The organism is Undibacterium sp. GW821-FHT07F11 (assembly GCF_059418665.1).
This window is the reverse complement of record NZ_JBWKQH010000012.1, coordinates 55238-71417: the sequence shown is the minus strand read 5'-3', so window position 1 is coordinate 71417 and position 16180 is coordinate 55238. Positions and strand designations below refer to the sequence as shown.

Below are 16180 nucleotides of genomic sequence, written 5' to 3'. Positions count from 1 at the left end.
GGATGGCGGTAATTCAGTATTGCCAACTTCTATTCCGAATTTCTAAGCAACAAACAGAGCGCAAAGCACCCCCTTATTCCGCGTCTGAAACATCCCTCACATTTTGTAGACTCTTCAGCATCCCTTTACAAAATGTCAGGTTAAGAGATGACTACTACCTACCGCCCGCAAAGGTCTTTGCCACGCGAACCGCAATTCATGCATGGGACGCCAGGTACTATCTACATTTTGCAAAACGATGGCTTGCGCCAGGGTCTGTACAAGATCGGTGCTACCCGCCGCTCTGGTGTCTCCAAGGCCATGGAACTCAACCGTGACCAGCAGCAACTGATCCCTGGTCTCTATGAATGCGCATTCGAACTGCATACCAAGGATTGCGGCCAGGCTCTCGATGAAATCCTGAAACTGTTCCAGCATGAACGTCGCGGCAAGCGCGGGGATGAATTCTATGAATTCGATCTTGACGACGCCGCCGGGAAAATAGCCAATATTATTGCCACCATCAACCGCCAGGGTCTGATACGCCAGCAACACACCCTATCGATGATGCGCCACCTCGAACCAGACGAACCCAGCACCAGCAATACCGAAGCCTTCACCCCGCCGCCTTCCGGCATATTCAAGAAGGCAATCGCCTGGGTGAATAGCTGAACTGGTGGGCCGTATTTCAACTCAATATTCCAACTACACCACGGCCTTCAGATAATTGCGCTCACGTCCTGTTTCCTGGCCCTTGCGCAGGGCTGCAAAACCCTGATCAAGATCAGCTAATAAATCCTGCACTGCTTCCAGCCCTACATGCAGGCGCAACATGGGTGCCTGCCATTTGGCGGCATTCACAGTGCGGTAGGATGCCGGATTGGTTGGCAAGATCAGGCTCTCGTAGCCACCCCAGCTAAAACCGATGCCGAACAGACGGGTACGGTCTATCAGTGCCGCGACTTGCTGCTCTGTAATGTCAGCACGGAATACCGCACCCATCAAACCGCAGGCATATTCGGCTTTGAAGTCACGCTTCCATAATTCATGGCCAGGGCTGCCGGGCATGGGCGGGTACAAGACCTCGGCCACTTCTGGCTGCTCTTGCAACCAGAGCGCGACCACGTGTGCACTTTCTCTGTGCGCAGCCAGGCGTGCTGCCAGGGTGCGCAAACCCCGCAAGGCCAGTGCCGCGTCATCTGCACCTATGGTCATACCCAGTTGGCGGTAGGTATTGCGGATGCGCTCTTCCAGCGCTGCCGTGGTCAGGATCGCACCCATCAGGGCATCAGAATGACCGACGATGTATTTGGTGGCGGCATGGATGGAGACATCAATACCCAGTTCAAACGAATCCCAACCTATCGGTGTCGCCCAGGTGGAATCAGATACCACCACCGCGCCGCGCGCATGGGCGGCAGCGGCAATGCCGGGAATGTCTTGTATTTCAAATGTCAGAGAACCTGGCGACTCAACAAAGATCACCTTGGTATTGAATTGCATGAGATCAGCAATGCCACGGCCTACCAGTGGGTCGTAATAAGTCGTGGTGACGCCCATCTGTTTCAACATGCCATCGCAAAACAGACGTGTAGGGTCATACACGGTATCGACCATCAGCAAATGATCGCCAGGCTGCAGCAGCGCCAGCAAGGTAGTGGTGACGGCTGACAGGCCAGACGGTGTCAGCATGCAGGCAGCAGCGCCTTCTGCAGCGCACAGGGCCTGCTCCAGCGCCTGTGTGGTTTCATTACCATGGCGGCCATAGGCGCGGCGTGTGCCACAGGCATTCTTGAGGGAAGCGACATCAGGAAACAGCATGGTCGATGCGCGCACTACGGATGGGTTCACAAAGGCTGCATGGTCCTTGCCCTTGCGGCCGGCATGGGTCAGGCGGGTTGCGGTTTGCATTACTGGCTCGACGATATTCATGGTGATTCCTTTGTTAATTCTGTGCATTAGCTGATTGCTCCCCTGATATGCATTCATAAAGACCATGAACACTTCAGGGTGTACAAGACACATCCTAGCAACAGCCGATAAGAATTTTTTACCAAATTATTCAAGGATTTATGCTATTTTTAGAAAAATTTACTATAAATTAGAAAATATGGATAAAATTGATCTAGAAATTCTGAATATCTTGCAGAAAGATGCCTCCATTGCACTGGCTGACCTGGCCCAGGCCGTGCATCTGTCCGTCACGCCCTGCTGGCGGCGCGTGCAAAAACTGCAGGAGGATGGCGTGATCAGGCAGCAGGTCACGCTATGCGACCCGGTCAAGCTGAACCTCGGTTTGACGGTGATGGTGGCGCTCAAGGCAGCACAGCACAATGAGAAGTGGATGCAGCGTTTTATCGCTGGCGTCGGTGCGATCCCAGAGATAGTCGAAATCTTACGGATGAGTGGCGAGATCGACTATCTGTTGAAGGTGTATGTGCCAGATATGGCAGGCTTTGATCAGGTCTACAAAAAACTGGTGAAGGTGGCTGACTTGCAGGACGTCAGTTCCAGCTTTGTGATGGAAGTCATCAAGAACACCACGGCCTTGCCGTTGAATTATGCGGTGCTGAAAAGTGGCAAAACCTGAGCTTTTTTATCCCCTGAAGCGATAGTGCTCTTGCGTGAACAAGTCTATGCCGCATTGCAGGTTTTCTATCCAGTCCAGAAAAGCCGTGATTGCTTCACGCCCCTGGAAGTAGCGGCCATGCTGGGGCACCAGCATATCCACATCCATTTTCCTGACCATATTCGCCCACAGGCGGCAGACCTTGTTGGAGACCATATAGCGCTTGTGAAAACCGCTCATGGTATGCACATGGTCAAGGAATTGCGCCTTGGTCGTGATGGCTGCTTCTATATCATGCGCATCGACCATGGAAGCACCGACATCGCCAGAAAACAGTATCTTTGATTTGCTGTCGTAGAACTGGAAATTTCCTTCTGCGTGCAGGAAATGCGCCGGCACGGCATGAATGATGGTGTCGCGCAAACGCACAGGCATGCCTTCATCGGGGATGCCGACGATACGGCCTTCTGCACGGTTCAGGTTACAAAAATGCGGGACAAAGCGTGACCATAATTTAGATACATACAAATCACAATTCGTGCCCATCAGCCACTTGTCGAGTGCGCCTATGATGTCCGGGTCCTGGTGCGAAGCAAACAAATACTTGAGATCTTTCTTGGGCAAATACTTGTGTAAACTCACCAGCAGCGCGTTATAGGTCAGATTGCCGGAAGGATCTATCAAAGCCCCCTCACCGTCAGAAACGACAAGGAATTGATTGGCCTGGACGGCATGGTCTGCAGTGTCATCGAGCAGATCATTGAACATCACACAGATGTGTTTGCCATCATTAAAAAGTTCTATCGCCAATTGATCCCCGCACGTAGCTATGAACGGATATTGTAGGAAAACTGGCGGCCTTGCTCTTGACGTGGATCAAGGATAGAGAAGGCTTTTTGCTAATGCCGTTCACATGAAATCTTGTCATCTGTGTTTTCTGCCACAGCGCAATACCAGCAAAGCAGCTACACTCTGGCTGAAGCAAGACTATCTCTCCTCATTTTTCCGGCAAGCGCACGCATGATAGAACGCATACTTTCCATTATTCTTCCTGTGTTCATCATCATTGGCCTGGGCTATGTCTATGCACGGCGCAAAGGCCCGTCTGCAGCGGCGGATATGGTGTCAGTCAACCGCATCAGCATGGATGTGCTATGCCCCCTGCTGATTTTCACTGCGCTGGCGGGCAAGGACTTTGATGTTGCCCACAATCTGTGGCTGATACTTGCCGGGACATTGATCGCCCTGGGTTCGGGTTTGCTGGCCTGGCCGGTAGCACGTTTGCTGGGTTACGATGTACGCAGCTTTGTGCCGCCGATGATGTATAACAATTGCGGCAATATGGGCTTGCCGCTGGCAGCACTTGCATTTGGCACCAGCGGCCTGTCGGCTGCGGTGGCATTGTTCATGGCCTGCAACCTGGTGTATTTCACGGTGGGCATACGCATCATCCAGCATGGGCATCCTGATCATCAGGACAACCCTTGGCGCTTTTTGTTAAGCCCGATGATGCTGGCAATGGCGGCAGGCATGCTGTTCGCGATCTTGCATATTCCCCTGCAGCCCACCTTATTCCTGGCTTTGAAAATGACGGGCGACGCCTGCATCCCCATCATGCTGTTTGCGCTGGGAGTGCGCATGCTGGATATCAATTTCGCCAGCTGGCGCATAGGCATGGCCGGTGCCATCGTCTGCCCGCTGGCGGGTTTGCTGGTGGCCGGAATGCTGGAATTTATCTTGCCGCTGACAGCGACCCAGCGCGGCCAGATGTACCTGTTTGCGGCTCTGCCACCGGCAGTATTTTGCTTCATGGTGGCAGAGCAGTACAAGCAAGAACCAGATAAGGTGGCTTCAATAGTCTTGCTTGGTAACGCCGCAGCTGTACTGTTTGTGCCTGTGGGTTTGTGGCTGGGTTTGCGTTAGAAAAAACGCCAGGCAATATAAGCTGGCACCAGCATCACAGGCCCGGCCAACAAGCCTGACCAGGCAAAGCGGTTTGCACCCGGAATCAATACACTCAAACCGGGCTTGTCCGGGTGGTAAGCAATAGCGACAGTGCTGCCCTCAGAATATTTGGCAACGATATTCCTGGCGACACGCTTGCTCGGCGCACTGCCAAAAAATGGCCGGTAACCCTGATAAGCCTGCCCAAGGACGCTGTAGTCATACAATATCTGGAAACTCCACTCCTGCCCAATACTGTCTTTATACCCCGTCATGGGACGCCAGTATCGTTGCAACTTGCATCGCCTGATTGTTGCATGCGCAGTAGGCCAGTGAGTACTTTGACGCGCCCGGAAAAACTCAAGGGCGGACCAAGCCGTGGCCACAACGGCCAGGAGCAAAAACACAATAGTGCAAATAATTCCTGTTGAAATCATCATTCTGGCTTAAAAAAAATCCCCGGCAGATCATCTCTGGCGGGGATTATTTAGAGATGAACACAAACATCTATATTAAACCAGTCTTTGCCAGATTGCCGTCGTTGCCGCGGCCTGATTCAGAGAATAGAAATGCAAACCCGGTGCACCACCTGCCAGCAAACGCTCACACATGGCAGTCACCACATCCAGGCCAAAGGCTTTGATGGAGGCAGTATCGTCACCATAGCTGGCCAGCTTCAGGCGTATCCAGCGCGGGATTTCTGCGCCGCACATTTCAGAGAAACGCTGTAACTGCGTGCTATTGGTGATAGGCATGATGCCGGCCACGATAGGTGCTGTGACGCCAGCCTTGCGCGCTTCTTCAACAAAGCGGAAGTAGGCATCCGCATTATAAAAATACTGGGTAATCGCAGCATTGGCCCCTGCATTCATCTTGCGCACGAAGCTGTTCAGATCATCTTGCGGTGAACGTGCCTGTGGATGCATCTCAGGATAGGCTGCTACTTCGATATGGAACCAGTCACCAGTCTCGGCACGGATGAATTCCACCAGCTCATTGGCATAGCGGAATTCACCGCCCATGCCATAGCCACTGGGTAAATCGCCACGCAGGGCAACCAGGCGGCGTATGTCATTGGCCTTATATTCATTGAGGATCGCACGTATCGATGCATGCGTACCACCGACGCAGGACAGATGCGGCGCGGCATCGTGGCCTTCACGGCGTATCTCGGTCACGGTATCGAGCGTGCCCTGCTGGGTAGTACCGCCGGCACCAAAAGTGACAGAGAAATATTTGGGTTTAAGTTCGGCCAGTTTGGCCCGGGTGACACGCAGCTTTTCCGTGCCTTCCGCCGTCTTGGGCGGAAAAAATTCTATGCTGAAATTAGGCGTCTTCATCTTTTTTATTTTGCAACAATAAGGTCGAGAGTGCCCAGGAGATCACGCTATACAACAATGCACCACCCACTGCGGCCCAGAAGCCGGTGACATGAAAGCCATCCACCATATTTGCCACTGCCCAGAACATCAGGCCATTAATGATGAAGATGAACAGACCCAGACTCAATACCGTTGCCGGTAACGTCAGTATCAAGACTATGGGGCGGATGATGGTGTTCACCAGGCCCAGCACGACTGCCACGACCAGTGCCGTACCAAAAGTGTCGATTTGCACCGACGAAATGAGATAAGGAATCGCCAGCAAAGCCAGCGCATTGACCAACCAGGTTGCCAGTAAACGCATACATGCTCCTGTTGTAGAGGGATGAAGCTGTAGCCACAAGATACAGCTTCATTGCACCTATCCACGTCTGCAACCCAAAAACTGCAAACACGGATAGGCAACTAAGGTGATTAATAACGGTAGTGATCTGGCTTGTATGGACCGTTTTGATTCACGCCGATATAGGCAGCCTGCTCTTCTGTCAGCACGCTCAGTTGTGCATTGAGTTTTTTCAATTGCAGACGGGCGACTTTTTCATCCAGATGCTTAGGCAACGTGTAGACGCCTACCGGATATTTCGCTGTATTGGCAAACAATTCGATTTGCGCAATAGTCTGGTTAGCAAAAGAAGAACTCATGACATACGATGGATGGCCAGTACCGCAACCCAGATTAACCAGGCGACCTTCTGCCAGCAAGATGATGCGCTTGCCGTCAGGGAAAATCACGTGGTCAACTTGTGGCTTGATGTTTTCCCAGGTGTATTGCTTCAATGCAGCGACGTCGATTTCATTATCGAAGTGACCGATGTTGCAAACGATGGCCTGGTCTTTCATCTTCAGCATGTGAGCATGGCTGATGACGTGGTAGTTACCTGTCGTCGTCACGAAAATGTCGCCATGTTCAGCAGCATATTCCATGGTCACGACGCGGTAGCCTTCCATCGCTGCCTGCAATGCGCAGATAGGATCGATTTCAGTTACCCAAACCTGTGCAGACAAAGCACGCATGGCTTGCGCAGAGCCCTTGCCTACATCACCGTAACCGGCGATAACGGCGACCTTGCCAGCGATCATGACGTCAGTGGCACGCTTGATACCATCAACCAGGGATTCGCGGCAGCCATACAGGTTGTCGAACTTGGACTTGGTAACGGAATCATTGACGTTGATAGCCGGGAAAGCCAGTTTGCCGTCTTTGTGCATCTGGTACAGGCGATGTACGCCTGTCGTTGTTTCTTCTGTCACGCCCTTGATTTCTGCCAGACGTTTGGAGTACCAGGTGCCATCAATCGCCAGGTGTTTTTTGATCGCATTGAACAGGCAGATTTCTTCTTCTGAACCTGGATTGGCCAGGACAGAAATATCTGTTTCTGCACGTGTACCCAAATGCAGCAACAATGTCGCATCGCCACCATCGTCAAGGATCATGTTGGAATAGCCGCCGTCTTTCCATTCGAAAATGCGGTGGGTGAAGTCCCAGTATTCATCCAGGTTTTCGCCTTTGAAAGCGAACACTGGTGTGCCGCCAGCAGCAATCGCTGCGGCTGCGTGATCTTGTGTGGAGTAGATATTGCAAGATGCCCAGCGCACTTCTGCCCCCAGGGCCAGCAGTGTTTCGATCAGCACGGCAGTCTGGATAGTCATGTGCAGGGAACCGGTGATACGCGCACCCTTCAGAGGCTGGGTAGCAGCGAATTCTTCACGGATAGCCATCAGGCCTGGCATTTCTGTTTCAGCAATGCGGATTTCTTTACGGCCCCAGTCAGCCAGACTCAGGTCAGCAACGAAAAAATCTTGGGAAGCAGTATTGGATGTGTTTGCTACGACGGCGTTCATCACGCCCTCCTTTCTAATGAAAAAAGTAACGTGAGCGCGGTTATGGATATCCCAAGCCTGGCAAAAACTTGTAGTTTTCGTCGCAACGCTCCTTGGAAGATTTCAAGTATAGCGCAGCTCAGGCATTTTTGCTGATTTCTTGCATTGTCAAAGAAATCAGCAAAATCGCTGTCATGGCTGGATTTCGGGCAAATTCAGTTGTTTTTCAAAGCAAACGGCCTCTGCCTTGCCCACATATTTGCCAAAATTGGGAATGCGGTAATAGCCATGTTTTTCATAAAAGGCAACAGCGCGCTGGTTGACCAGACGGGTTTCCAGACGCAGCCTCAGATAACCATATTCTTTGGCGGCAGCTTCAAGATGCGTCAATACGGCAAGACCTACACCTGATACCTGCGCATACATGCGTTTGACTTCTGCCATCCCTTCACCCATGGGGCGAAAAGCGCCACAACCCACTGCCTTGCCATCGGCATTGTGTGCCAGCACAAACAAAGCGCCGGGTACACGAACATCTTGCATGTCAAAAGAAGAACGGCCACTGTCACCCGTGATAGCAGCCAGGCTGGCAGACAACTCATCCAGCATAACCTCAGCCTCGGGCAAGGCAGGGTCAACGGCAGCAATATGAAACGAACTCATTGAAACATGCTCATGTGGGCGACAGCGCTTAACCTATTGATTATATTGCTTATTATACTTCTTGCTACATTAATTAATGGCCATCAAAATTACAGACGGTGAACAACGGCAAGCCACTGTCACGGATAATTTTTGAGCCACCCAGTTCAGGCAAGTCAACGATGACGGCGCCTTCTACTACGGTTGCGCCCAGACGTTCCAGCAATTTCTTGCCTGCCATCATGGTGCCGCCAGTGGCGATCAGGTCGTCGATCAACACCACGCGATCGCCTTTTTTGCATGCATCGGAATGCAGTTCTACCGTCGCGCTGCCGTATTCGAGCTCATACTGCTCAGACACAGTATGAAAAGGCAGTTTGCCCTTCTTGCGGATAGGCACGAAACCCAGGTTCAGTTCATATGCCAGGACAGAACCGATGATGAAGCCGCGTGCATCCAGGCCAGCCACGACGTCGAGCTTTTCATCCATGTAGCGGTGCACGAACATATCGATCAGTACACGGAATACTTTAGGATTTTGCAACAAGGGGGTAATGTCGCGAAACATCACGCCCGCTTGTGGCCAGTTTTCCACCGTGCGTATATGTTCTTTAATGTACTCTGATGGATTTAACATCAAGCATGTCCTTCAAATTTTAAAATAACCAGCTATTTTAACAGCCGCTGCTCTGCTCTAGCGACTGCTTCGGAAGTTCCTCTGACAACGACCACGTCGCCATTCTGTAAAACGATGTCATCCAGATGGTCAAGCCTGACTTTACCACGCCGTACTGCATGGATATCGACTTCAAATTCTTCCAGCTTCAAGTCTGCCAAATGCAAACCCAGTGCATTGGCGCGTTCGGTCAGCACTACGGTGTGCAAGCGTATCTGCATGCTCTCAGGGCTGTCGGCAGCATCACTGGCACCATGGAAGAAGCCGCGCAGGGATTCATAGCGCGCCTCACGTGCTGCCTGTACCCTGTGCACCACGCGCCGCAAAGGCACGCCCAGCATGACCAGGGCATGAGAGGCCAGCATCAGGCTGCCTTCCATGAGCTCCGGCACCACTTCAGTAGCACCGGCGCTCCTGAGTTTATCCAGGTCTACATCATCATGGCTGCGCACAATGACAGGCAGGCTGGGGTTCATTTCATTAACGAAATGTAAAACCTTGAGGGCGGATGCGGTGCTGGTGTAGGTCACCACCAGTGCCGAGGCGCGGTTGACACCGGCAGCCAGCAGACTCTCGCGCCGGGCCGCATCGCCATACGAGACATTGGCACCGGCAGTCTGCGCTTCGCGGACACGGTCAGGGTCAAGATCAAGGGCGTGGTAATCAATATTTTCTTCCGCCAGGATACGCGCCAGACTCTGGCCGCTACGGCCAAAACCGGCGATGATCACATGCTTCCTGGTGGTCATGGTGCGGGCAGCGATCTGGGTCAGTGCCAGCGACTGCATCATCCATTCATTGGCAGAGAATTTCATGACGATGGCGTCGGACTTGGCCAGGATGAAGGGTGAGATCAGCATGGAAATCACCATCGATGCCAGAATCAATTGCACCAGCATGGGATCTACCAGTTGCAAGCCACCTGCCTGATTCAGCAAAACGAAACCAAATTCGCCAGCCTGCGCCAAACCAAGGCCGGTACGCAGGGCGACGCTGGTGGAGTTGCCAAAAGCCCTGGCCAATGCAGCAATCAGTACCAGTTTCAACAAGACCGGCCCGGTCAGCAACAATAACACCAGCCAGAATTGCTCATAGACCAGCCGCACATTGAGTAGCATGCCCACAGTAATAAAGAACAAGCCCAGCAGAACATCACGGAAGGGTTTGATATCTTCTTCCACCTGATGGCGGTATTCAGTTTCAGATATCAGCATGCCAGCGACAAAGGCACCCAGCGCCATCGATAAACCGGCTTTCTCAGTCAGCCAGGCCGCACCCAGGGTAATAAACAAGAGATTGAGCATGAACAGCTCTTGCGAACGCCGCTTGACCACGATATGGAACCAGGCACGCATGAGTTTTTGCCCTACCACCAGCAGCAACACCAGGACGACGATGGCCTTGCCACTCGCCAGTGCCAGGGTTTTACCCAGGTCAGGGGACTTAGATGCCAGTGCTGGCACCAGGATCAGCAGTGGTACCACGGCCAGATCCTGAAACAGCAGCACGCTGATGATTTGCCGGCCATGCAAACTTTCCAGCTCCAGCCTTTCCGTGAGCATTTTGGACACAATCGCCGTTGATGACATGGCCAATGCGCCGCCCAGGGCAAATGAGGCTTCCCAACTGATCTGGAACAGGCTGGGCAGCCAGCGGCTGGCTACCCAGCCAAATACCATACTGGTTAGTATGGTGACCAGTACCTGTGCCATCCCCAGGCCAAATACCGCCTTGCGCATGGCCATGAGCTTGGACAGGGAAAATTCCAGTCCTATGGAAAACATCAGGAAGACCACGCCAAACTCGGCAAGTTCGTGGGTAACGGCGCTTTCTTCTGCCATGCCGAAACCGTGCGGGCCTATGAAAATACCAACCACCAGATAACCCAGCATGGGCGGCAGTTGCAGCATACGGAATGCGACCACGCCCAATACGGCAGCAGCCAGCAATAAAAGTGTGGTGTCCAGTCCTGTCATGCCGCCTATTATTGCCGATTTATCGCCCTGCTATCCTGCTTTTGGGCAAACATTATTCATTACGTTACAACTGGCAAAGTTTTTGCTTTGAGGATTTCGTTTATACTTCCGGCATGAATGAACTGAATGCACCTTTAACTTTTAAACAAGTACCCACGACAGACGCAGCTGTCGCAGCACAGCGCGCCCTGAAACTGGCTTGTGAAACCCTGCAAATCGAGGCTGACGCCCTGCTTGCCCTGCAAAAACGCTTGGGTAATGGCGATGCTGCCGGCTTTTCCCAGGCTGTCAGCATGTTGTTGGCATGCCACGGTCGGGTCGTCGTTTCTGGCATAGGCAAGTCTGGTCATATTGCGCGCAAGATTGCGGCGACCTTTGCTTCTACCGGCACCCCATCGTTTTTTGTCCATCCGGCTGAGGCGGCGCATGGTGACCTGGGCATGGTGACATCGCAAGATGTGTTTATCGCCATCTCTTATTCTGGCGAAGCCTCAGAGCTGATGTCCATCCTGCCCATTATCAAGCGTCTGGGTGTGAAGCTGATTGCCATGACAGGCAACCCGGAATCCAGTCTGGGCAAGCTGGCAGATATCCACCTGAACCTGCATGTGGACAAAGAAGCCTGCCCGCTCAATCTGGCACCAACGGCCAGCACCACGGTCACACTGGCGCTGGGCGATGCCCTGGCGGTGGCGGTACTGGATGCCCGCGGTTTTCGTGAAGAAGACTTTGCCCGCTCCCACCCCGGTGGCTCACTGGGCCGCCGTTTGCTGACCCATGTCAGGGATGTCATGCGTGTTGAAGAAGCCATACCGCGCGTCGGCCCGGAAACCAGTCTGAAAACTGCGCTGCTCGAAATCACCAAAAAAGGCATGGCGATGACTGCCGTAGTGGATGAACACCAGCATGTGCTGGGCATCTTCACCGATGGTGACTTGCGCCGCCTGATGGATGGCACGCGTGACTTTACCCAGTTACGCATTGCCGATGTCATGAACCACGCCCCACGTCGCATACGCCCTGAACAATTGGCAGTAGAAGCTGTCGAAGTCATGGAAACTTACCGCATCAACCAGTTGCTGGTCGCTGACGACAGCGGCAAATTGGTGGGTGCCTTGCATATACATGACCTGACCAGGGCCAAGGTGATTTGATGGGTACAGCAATAGAGATAGCAACAGCGGCGGCCAGCAAGATCAGACTGATGATTTTTGATGTGGACGGCATACTGACCGACGGCAGCCTGTATTTTGGCTCCGAAGGTGAAATGATGAAGTGCTTTAATGTGCTGGACGGGCAAGGTATCAAACTCTTGCAACAGGCAGGCATCATCACGGCCATCATCAGCGCAAGACAATCGGCCATCGTCAGCAAGCGTGCTGCTGATCTTGGCATCAGCCACGTCAGCCAGGGCGTCCATGACAAGAAGAGTGCATTCCTGGGACTGCTGGAGAGGCTGGATATTCCCGCACAAGAATGCGGCTTTATCGGTGACGACGTGATTGATTTGCCGATACTGACCAGGGTCGGCTTTGCAGCCAGCGTACCGAATGCCCATGCCGAAGTACAACAGCGCGTGCCATACATCACCAAGGCCAATGGCGGCCAGGGTGCAGCGCGCGAAGTCTGCGACTTCATCCTGCGCGCCCAGGGTAAATATGAACAGGCTTTACAAGCATATCTGACATGAAACCCCAAATGACCATAGACCGCTTCCGCATCTGGCTGGCCGTGATCCTGCTGGGCGTGATCACCATGGGCACCATCTGGGTCATGGAAGTCATACGCCGTCATGCCGATGATGAGCAAAACCGCAGTTCGGCCAGATCAGCGCCTGATTACTATGTGGAGAAATTCAATTTCATCCGTCTGTCGAATAATGGCAAGGCCAATTACCACATCACCGGCGACAGCCTGGTGCATTTGCCACGTACCGACAATATAGAAATCAAGCACCCGCAGATCAATAGTTTTGACCAGGACAGGCCGCCCCTGCATCTGCGTGCTGACCTGGCTGTAGTGTCACAAAAATCATCACTGGTCACACCCAGGCGCGAACATGACGAAGTCCATCTGCATGACAATGTCAGTATGGAAAGACCGGAGGGTCTGAGTTCACAGTTCGTGCGCGTGGAGTCAGATTATCTTTTGCTATTGCCGGATGATGATATCGTGAAAACCGATAAACCCATTTCGGTCACGACGGGAAAACTAAGCTCTACAGCAACAGGCATGATTGCCAATAATTCTACTCAAAGCCTGGCGATGCTGAGCAAGGTCCACATTCAACTCAAGAAGCGTGAACCGGCTCCCAAAGCCAGCACAAAATAATGAAGAAAGCGAATATGCGTATGATCAATACACCATTCAGCGTCGCCCGCTTATTGGGTCTGGCCTTTCTGAGCCTGGCCTGCGTTTCTGCCCATGCAGAAAAAGCCGACAGTAATAAAGAGACCATCATCGAAGCCGGTTACGGCGAGAGTGATGGCAAGACCAGTGTGCGCAGATTGTCCAAGGGTGTCTCTTTGGTACGTGGCACACTCAACGTCAAGGCAGAAAATGCCGTGGTTACTGAAGCGCCTAATGGTGACCAGTTCGTCGTCCTCACCGGTGGCAGCAACCGCAAGGTCACCTTCCGCCAGAAACGTGATGGCGGCCCGGACCTGTGGGTGGATGGTGAGGCTGACCGCGCTGAATACAATCAGAGTACAGAAATCGTCAAGTTCATTTCCAAGGCCAAGGTGCGCTACCTGGAAGGTAAACGGGTCACCCAGGAACAGGAAGGCGAATACCTGTCTTACGACAGCAAAAATGACTTTTTCATCGGCACCAATTCGACCAGTGGCCAGCATGTGGATGGCTCTGGCAGCCTGAAAATCATCTTGCAACCAAAACCAGAAAAACAGGCTAATTAAGATGACAGCACAGTCCAGCAGCACCTTGCTCGTCAAGGGCCTGCAAAAGCGCTATGGCGCGCGCCAGGTGGTGCGCGATGTTTCCCTGCTATTGAAAAGTGGCGAGGTGGTGGGTTTGCTGGGGCCGAATGGCGCAGGCAAGACCACCTCGTTTTACATGATCGTGGGCCTGGTGCCTTCCGACGCCGGGGATATCACGATTGATGACGTGAATATCTCGCAACTGCCTATCCATGAGCGTGCAGTACTGGGTCTGTCTTACCTGCCCCAGGAAGCTTCGGTATTCCGCAAACTGACGGTGGAAGACAATATCCGCGCCGTACTCGAATTGCAAAAAGACAGTGAAGGCAAATATCTCGGTGCCAAGAAAATTGAGCAAAGGCTCAATGCCCTGCTGGCAGATTTGCAGATAGAAAAGATACGTGAAAGCCAAGCACTATCACTCTCAGGTGGTGAACGCCGTCGTGTCGAAATTGCCCGCGCGCTGGCGACCAACCCACGCTTTGTTTTGCTGGATGAGCCCTTTGCTGGCGTTGACCCGATTGCCGTCATCGAAATTCAACGCATTGTGCGCTTCCTCAAGGAACGCGGCATCGGTGTGCTGATCACCGACCATAATGTGCGCGAGACCCTGGGCATCTGCGATCACGCCTATATCATCAACCAAGGTGCGGTACTTGCCAGTGGCAAGCCTGACGACATCATACAAAATGAATCTGTACGTCGCGTTTATCTCGGAGAACACTTCCGGATGTGACGGGAATCATCATGAAACAAAGCCTGCAACTACGTACCTCACAACATCTGGCCCTGACGCCGCAATTGCAGCAATCAATACGATTATTGCAGTTATCGACTCTGGAATTGCATCAGGAGCTGGAGACGCTGCTGACCGACAATCCCATGCTGGAGCGCGTCGATGACCCACTTGATCACGCCGTGCGCCTGCTGGCAGACGGTGCCATCAATACCAGCAGCACCTCTGCCGATGCTGGCATGGAAGCACCCGCAGCAAGAGACGACAGCGACAAGTCTGCAGAACCTGCGGCGGCTGATGCTGAAACCGTCATCAGCAATGACAGCACCACCTCCAGTGAAGAAGACTGGGGTTTTGATGACGTGCAGCATGGCAGCAAGTCTGGCGATGATGAAGATGGCCGCCCACAACTGGGCGCAGCCCATGTCACCCTGCGTGAACACCTGCTGGAACAGATGCGCCTGAACCTGCGCGAGCCGCGTGACCGAGCCCTGGTCGAGCTGATGATAGATGCGCTTGACAGCAACGGTTACCTGACTGAAACCTTGGATGAAATACATGCCAGTTTGCCACTGGAATTGTTCGTAGAACCAGAAGAACTGGCTTTTGCCCTGAACATGCTGCAGAGCTTTGACCCTGCCGGTGTTGGTGCGCGCAGCCCTTCAGAATGCCTGGCACTGCAAATCAGGCGCTTGCCCAAGATTGCTTTTGTCACGCGCAGGCTGGCGTTGCAAATTGTTGAAACGCAACTGAGTTTATTTGCGCAAAGAGATTTCACAAAACTCAAGAAAATACTCGACTGTGATGACGAAGATTTGCGCGATGCACAAACGGTCATCCGTATGTGCAAACCCAGACCCGGCATCGCTTTTGCTGCCGATGAATCTGACTATGTTGTACCAGACGTCATCGTCAGAAAATCCGGTAACGGCTGGCAAGTCATGCTGAATCAGGATGTCATGCCCAGGCTGCGGGTAAGCAGTATGTATGCCAACATCATGAAGCAAAATCGCGGCGAGGCAGGCATGGGTGCGCAACTACAGGAAGCACGCTGGCTCATCAAGAATATGCGGCAACGCTTCGAGACCATATTGCGCGTTGCACAAGCGATAGTCGAAAGGCAACGCAATTTTTTCACGCACGGTGCTGTTGCCATGCGCCCCCTTGTTTTGCGCGAAATTGCTGATACACTAGGATTACACGAGAGCACTATCTCACGTGTAACAACCCAAAAATACATGTTGACCCCACATGGCATGTTTGAGTTGAAGTACTTTTTCGGCAGCCATGTCGCGACGGAAACAGGGGGTGAAGCATCTTCCACCGCGATACGTGCACTCATCAAGCAGCTGATAGGAGCAGAAGACCAGAAAAGCCCACTCTCTGATAGCAAAATTGCAGACATGCTGGGTGAACAGGGCATGGTAATTGCCCGACGGACAGTTGCCAAATACCGTGAAGCCCTCAAAATCCCCCCAGTGAGTTTGCGTAAATCTTTGTAAGCAGTCCTTGTAATCAC

Annotated in this window: 18 protein-coding genes and 1 riboswitch; of the genes, 9 read left to right on the top strand and 9 right to left on the bottom strand. The window is 52.8% G+C overall.

All coding sequences use genetic code 11. From position 1 onward, the window contains the following. The first annotated feature begins 147 nt into the window (after positions 1-147). Complete coding sequence (locus tag AC07OI_RS26335; protein WP_492705416.1) at positions 148-651, top strand: GIY-YIG nuclease family protein; 504 nt, start codon at positions 148-150, stop codon at positions 649-651. A 33-nt stretch (positions 652-684) separates the two neighbouring features. Here AC07OI_RS26335 and metC read toward each other — a convergent pair whose 3' ends face one another. Continuing rightward, positions 685-1911 carry a cystathionine beta-lyase gene (gene metC / locus AC07OI_RS26330; RefSeq protein WP_492705415.1) on the bottom strand — a complete coding sequence of 409 codons (1227 nt, stop codon included), beginning with the start codon at positions 1909-1911 and terminating at the stop codon, positions 685-687. Positions 1912-2089: 178 nt separating this feature from the next. On the opposite strand from metC, the gene AC07OI_RS26325 reads away from it, so the two are divergent. Then, the gene (locus tag AC07OI_RS26325) at positions 2090-2569 is read left to right on the top strand and encodes an Lrp/AsnC family transcriptional regulator (protein WP_423012917.1); all 480 of its coding nucleotides are present in this window, start codon (positions 2090-2092) and stop codon (positions 2567-2569) included. 6 nt (positions 2570-2575) lie between these two features. Here AC07OI_RS26325 and AC07OI_RS26320 read toward each other — a convergent pair whose 3' ends face one another. Next, entirely contained in the window at positions 2576-3358 is a 783-nt protein-coding gene (locus tag AC07OI_RS26320) for an oxygen-binding di-iron domain-containing protein (protein WP_492705413.1), read from the bottom strand. A 210-nt stretch (positions 3359-3568) separates the two neighbouring features. Between AC07OI_RS26320 and AC07OI_RS26315 the strand changes: the two genes are divergently transcribed. Next, the gene (locus AC07OI_RS26315; RefSeq protein WP_495259326.1) at positions 3569-4471 is read left to right on the top strand and encodes an AEC family transporter; all 903 of its coding nucleotides are present in this window, start codon (positions 3569-3571) and stop codon (positions 4469-4471) included. Here AC07OI_RS26315 and AC07OI_RS26310 read toward each other — a convergent pair. The 7 genes from AC07OI_RS26310 to AC07OI_RS26280 form a co-directional block, all read right to left on the bottom strand. Next, positions 4468-4767 (bottom strand): DUF3592 domain-containing protein, encoded by a 300-nt coding sequence (locus AC07OI_RS26310; RefSeq protein WP_495259235.1) that lies wholly within the window; start codon positions 4765-4767, stop codon positions 4468-4470. The two genes, AC07OI_RS26315 and AC07OI_RS26310, sit on opposite strands and share 4 nt — an antisense overlap. Before the next feature lie 237 nt (positions 4768-5004). Then, on the bottom strand, positions 5005-5832 hold the full coding sequence (gene metF / locus AC07OI_RS26305; protein WP_492705409.1) for a methylenetetrahydrofolate reductase [NAD(P)H]: 828 nt from the start codon (positions 5830-5832) through the stop codon (positions 5005-5007). Further along, complete coding sequence (locus tag AC07OI_RS26300) at positions 5819-6178, bottom strand: phage holin family protein (RefSeq protein ID WP_492705407.1); 360 nt, start codon at positions 6176-6178, stop codon at positions 5819-5821. The genes metF and AC07OI_RS26300 overlap by 14 nt, the downstream gene beginning before the upstream one ends. A 110-nt stretch (positions 6179-6288) precedes the next feature. Further along, positions 6289-7716, bottom strand: a complete 1428-nt coding sequence (gene ahcY / locus AC07OI_RS26295) for an adenosylhomocysteinase (RefSeq protein WP_492705405.1) — start codon at positions 7714-7716, stop codon at positions 6289-6291. Between the two features lie 25 nt (positions 7717-7741). Beyond that, a riboswitch (S-adenosyl-L-homocysteine riboswitch) is annotated at positions 7742-7816 on the bottom strand. 71 nt (positions 7817-7887) lie between these two features. Then, positions 7888-8358: a GNAT family N-acetyltransferase gene (locus AC07OI_RS26290; RefSeq protein WP_492705403.1), complete on the bottom strand. Its 471-nt coding sequence runs from the start codon at positions 8356-8358 to the stop codon at positions 7888-7890. Between the two features lie 73 nt (positions 8359-8431). Next, positions 8432-8974: an adenine phosphoribosyltransferase gene (locus AC07OI_RS26285; RefSeq protein WP_492705402.1), complete on the bottom strand. Its 543-nt coding sequence runs from the start codon at positions 8972-8974 to the stop codon at positions 8432-8434. Positions 8975-9006: 32 nt separating this feature from the next. Next, entirely contained in the window at positions 9007-10989 is a 1983-nt protein-coding gene (locus AC07OI_RS26280; protein ID WP_492705400.1) for a monovalent cation:proton antiporter family protein, read from the bottom strand. Positions 10990-11102: 113 nt separating this feature from the next. Between AC07OI_RS26280 and AC07OI_RS26275 the strand changes: the two genes are divergently transcribed. The 6 genes from AC07OI_RS26275 to AC07OI_RS26250 are packed head-to-tail and all read left to right on the top strand — an operon-like array spanning position 11103 to position 16163. Next, positions 11103-12143 carry a KpsF/GutQ family sugar-phosphate isomerase gene (locus AC07OI_RS26275; protein ID WP_495259234.1) on the top strand — a complete coding sequence of 347 codons (1041 nt, stop codon included), beginning with the start codon at positions 11103-11105 and terminating at the stop codon, positions 12141-12143. Then, positions 12143-12679, top strand: a complete 537-nt coding sequence (locus AC07OI_RS26270) for a KdsC family phosphatase (RefSeq protein WP_495259233.1) — start codon at positions 12143-12145, stop codon at positions 12677-12679. Before AC07OI_RS26275 ends, AC07OI_RS26270 begins: the two co-directional genes overlap by 1 nt. After that, the gene (gene lptC, locus AC07OI_RS26265; protein WP_492705395.1) at positions 12676-13320 is read left to right on the top strand and encodes an LPS export ABC transporter periplasmic protein LptC; all 645 of its coding nucleotides are present in this window, start codon (positions 12676-12678) and stop codon (positions 13318-13320) included. The genes AC07OI_RS26270 and lptC overlap by 4 nt, the downstream gene beginning before the upstream one ends. Before the next feature lie 14 nt (positions 13321-13334). After that, a complete protein-coding gene (gene lptA, locus AC07OI_RS26260; protein WP_495259232.1) occupies positions 13335-13904 on the top strand; it encodes a lipopolysaccharide transport periplasmic protein LptA in 570 nt (189 codons plus the stop codon). Position 13905: 1 nt separating this feature from the next. Further along, positions 13906-14661, top strand: a complete 756-nt coding sequence (gene lptB, locus AC07OI_RS26255; protein WP_162039597.1) for an LPS export ABC transporter ATP-binding protein — start codon at positions 13906-13908, stop codon at positions 14659-14661. 11 nt (positions 14662-14672) lie between these two features. After that, complete coding sequence (locus tag AC07OI_RS26250; RefSeq protein WP_492705393.1) at positions 14673-16163, top strand: RNA polymerase factor sigma-54; 1491 nt, start codon at positions 14673-14675, stop codon at positions 16161-16163. Positions 16164-16180 lie beyond the last annotated feature (17 nt).

Excerpts from the sequence above, each read along its gene's own strand:
- AC07OI_RS26335 (WP_492705416.1), top strand. The coding sequence starts at position 148 with ATGACTACTACCTACCGCCCGCAAAGGTCTTTGCCACGCGAACCGCAA.
- metC (WP_492705415.1), bottom strand. The coding sequence starts at position 1,911 with ATGAATATCGTCGAGCCAGTAATGCAAACCGCAACCCGCCTGACCCAT.
- AC07OI_RS26325 (WP_423012917.1), top strand. The coding sequence starts at position 2,090 with ATGGATAAAATTGATCTAGAAATTCTGAATATCTTGCAGAAAGATGCC.
- AC07OI_RS26315 (WP_495259326.1), top strand. The coding sequence starts at position 3,569 with ATGATAGAACGCATACTTTCCATTATTCTTCCTGTGTTCATCATCATT.
- AC07OI_RS26310 (WP_495259235.1), bottom strand. The coding sequence starts at position 4,767 with ATGACGGGGTATAAAGACAGTATTGGGCAGGAGTGGAGTTTCCAGATA.
- metF (WP_492705409.1), bottom strand. The coding sequence starts at position 5,832 with ATGAAGACGCCTAATTTCAGCATAGAATTTTTTCCGCCCAAGACGGCG.
- AC07OI_RS26300 (WP_492705407.1), bottom strand. The coding sequence starts at position 6,178 with ATGCGTTTACTGGCAACCTGGTTGGTCAATGCGCTGGCTTTGCTGGCG.
- ahcY (WP_492705405.1), bottom strand. The coding sequence starts at position 7,716 with ATGAACGCCGTCGTAGCAAACACATCCAATACTGCTTCCCAAGATTTT.
- AC07OI_RS26290 (WP_492705403.1), bottom strand. The coding sequence starts at position 8,358 with ATGAGTTCGTTTCATATTGCTGCCGTTGACCCTGCCTTGCCCGAGGCT.
- AC07OI_RS26285 (WP_492705402.1), bottom strand. The coding sequence starts at position 8,974 with ATGTTAAATCCATCAGAGTACATTAAAGAACATATACGCACGGTGGAA.
- AC07OI_RS26280 (WP_492705400.1), bottom strand. The coding sequence starts at position 10,989 with ATGACAGGACTGGACACCACACTTTTATTGCTGGCTGCTGCCGTATTG.
- AC07OI_RS26275 (WP_495259234.1), top strand. The coding sequence starts at position 11,103 with ATGAATGAACTGAATGCACCTTTAACTTTTAAACAAGTACCCACGACA.
- AC07OI_RS26270 (WP_495259233.1), top strand. The coding sequence starts at position 12,143 with ATGGGTACAGCAATAGAGATAGCAACAGCGGCGGCCAGCAAGATCAGA.
- lptC (WP_492705395.1), top strand. The coding sequence starts at position 12,676 with ATGAAACCCCAAATGACCATAGACCGCTTCCGCATCTGGCTGGCCGTG.
- lptA (WP_495259232.1), top strand. The coding sequence starts at position 13,335 with ATGCGTATGATCAATACACCATTCAGCGTCGCCCGCTTATTGGGTCTG.
- lptB (WP_162039597.1), top strand. The coding sequence starts at position 13,906 with ATGACAGCACAGTCCAGCAGCACCTTGCTCGTCAAGGGCCTGCAAAAG.
- AC07OI_RS26250 (WP_492705393.1), top strand. The coding sequence starts at position 14,673 with ATGAAACAAAGCCTGCAACTACGTACCTCACAACATCTGGCCCTGACG.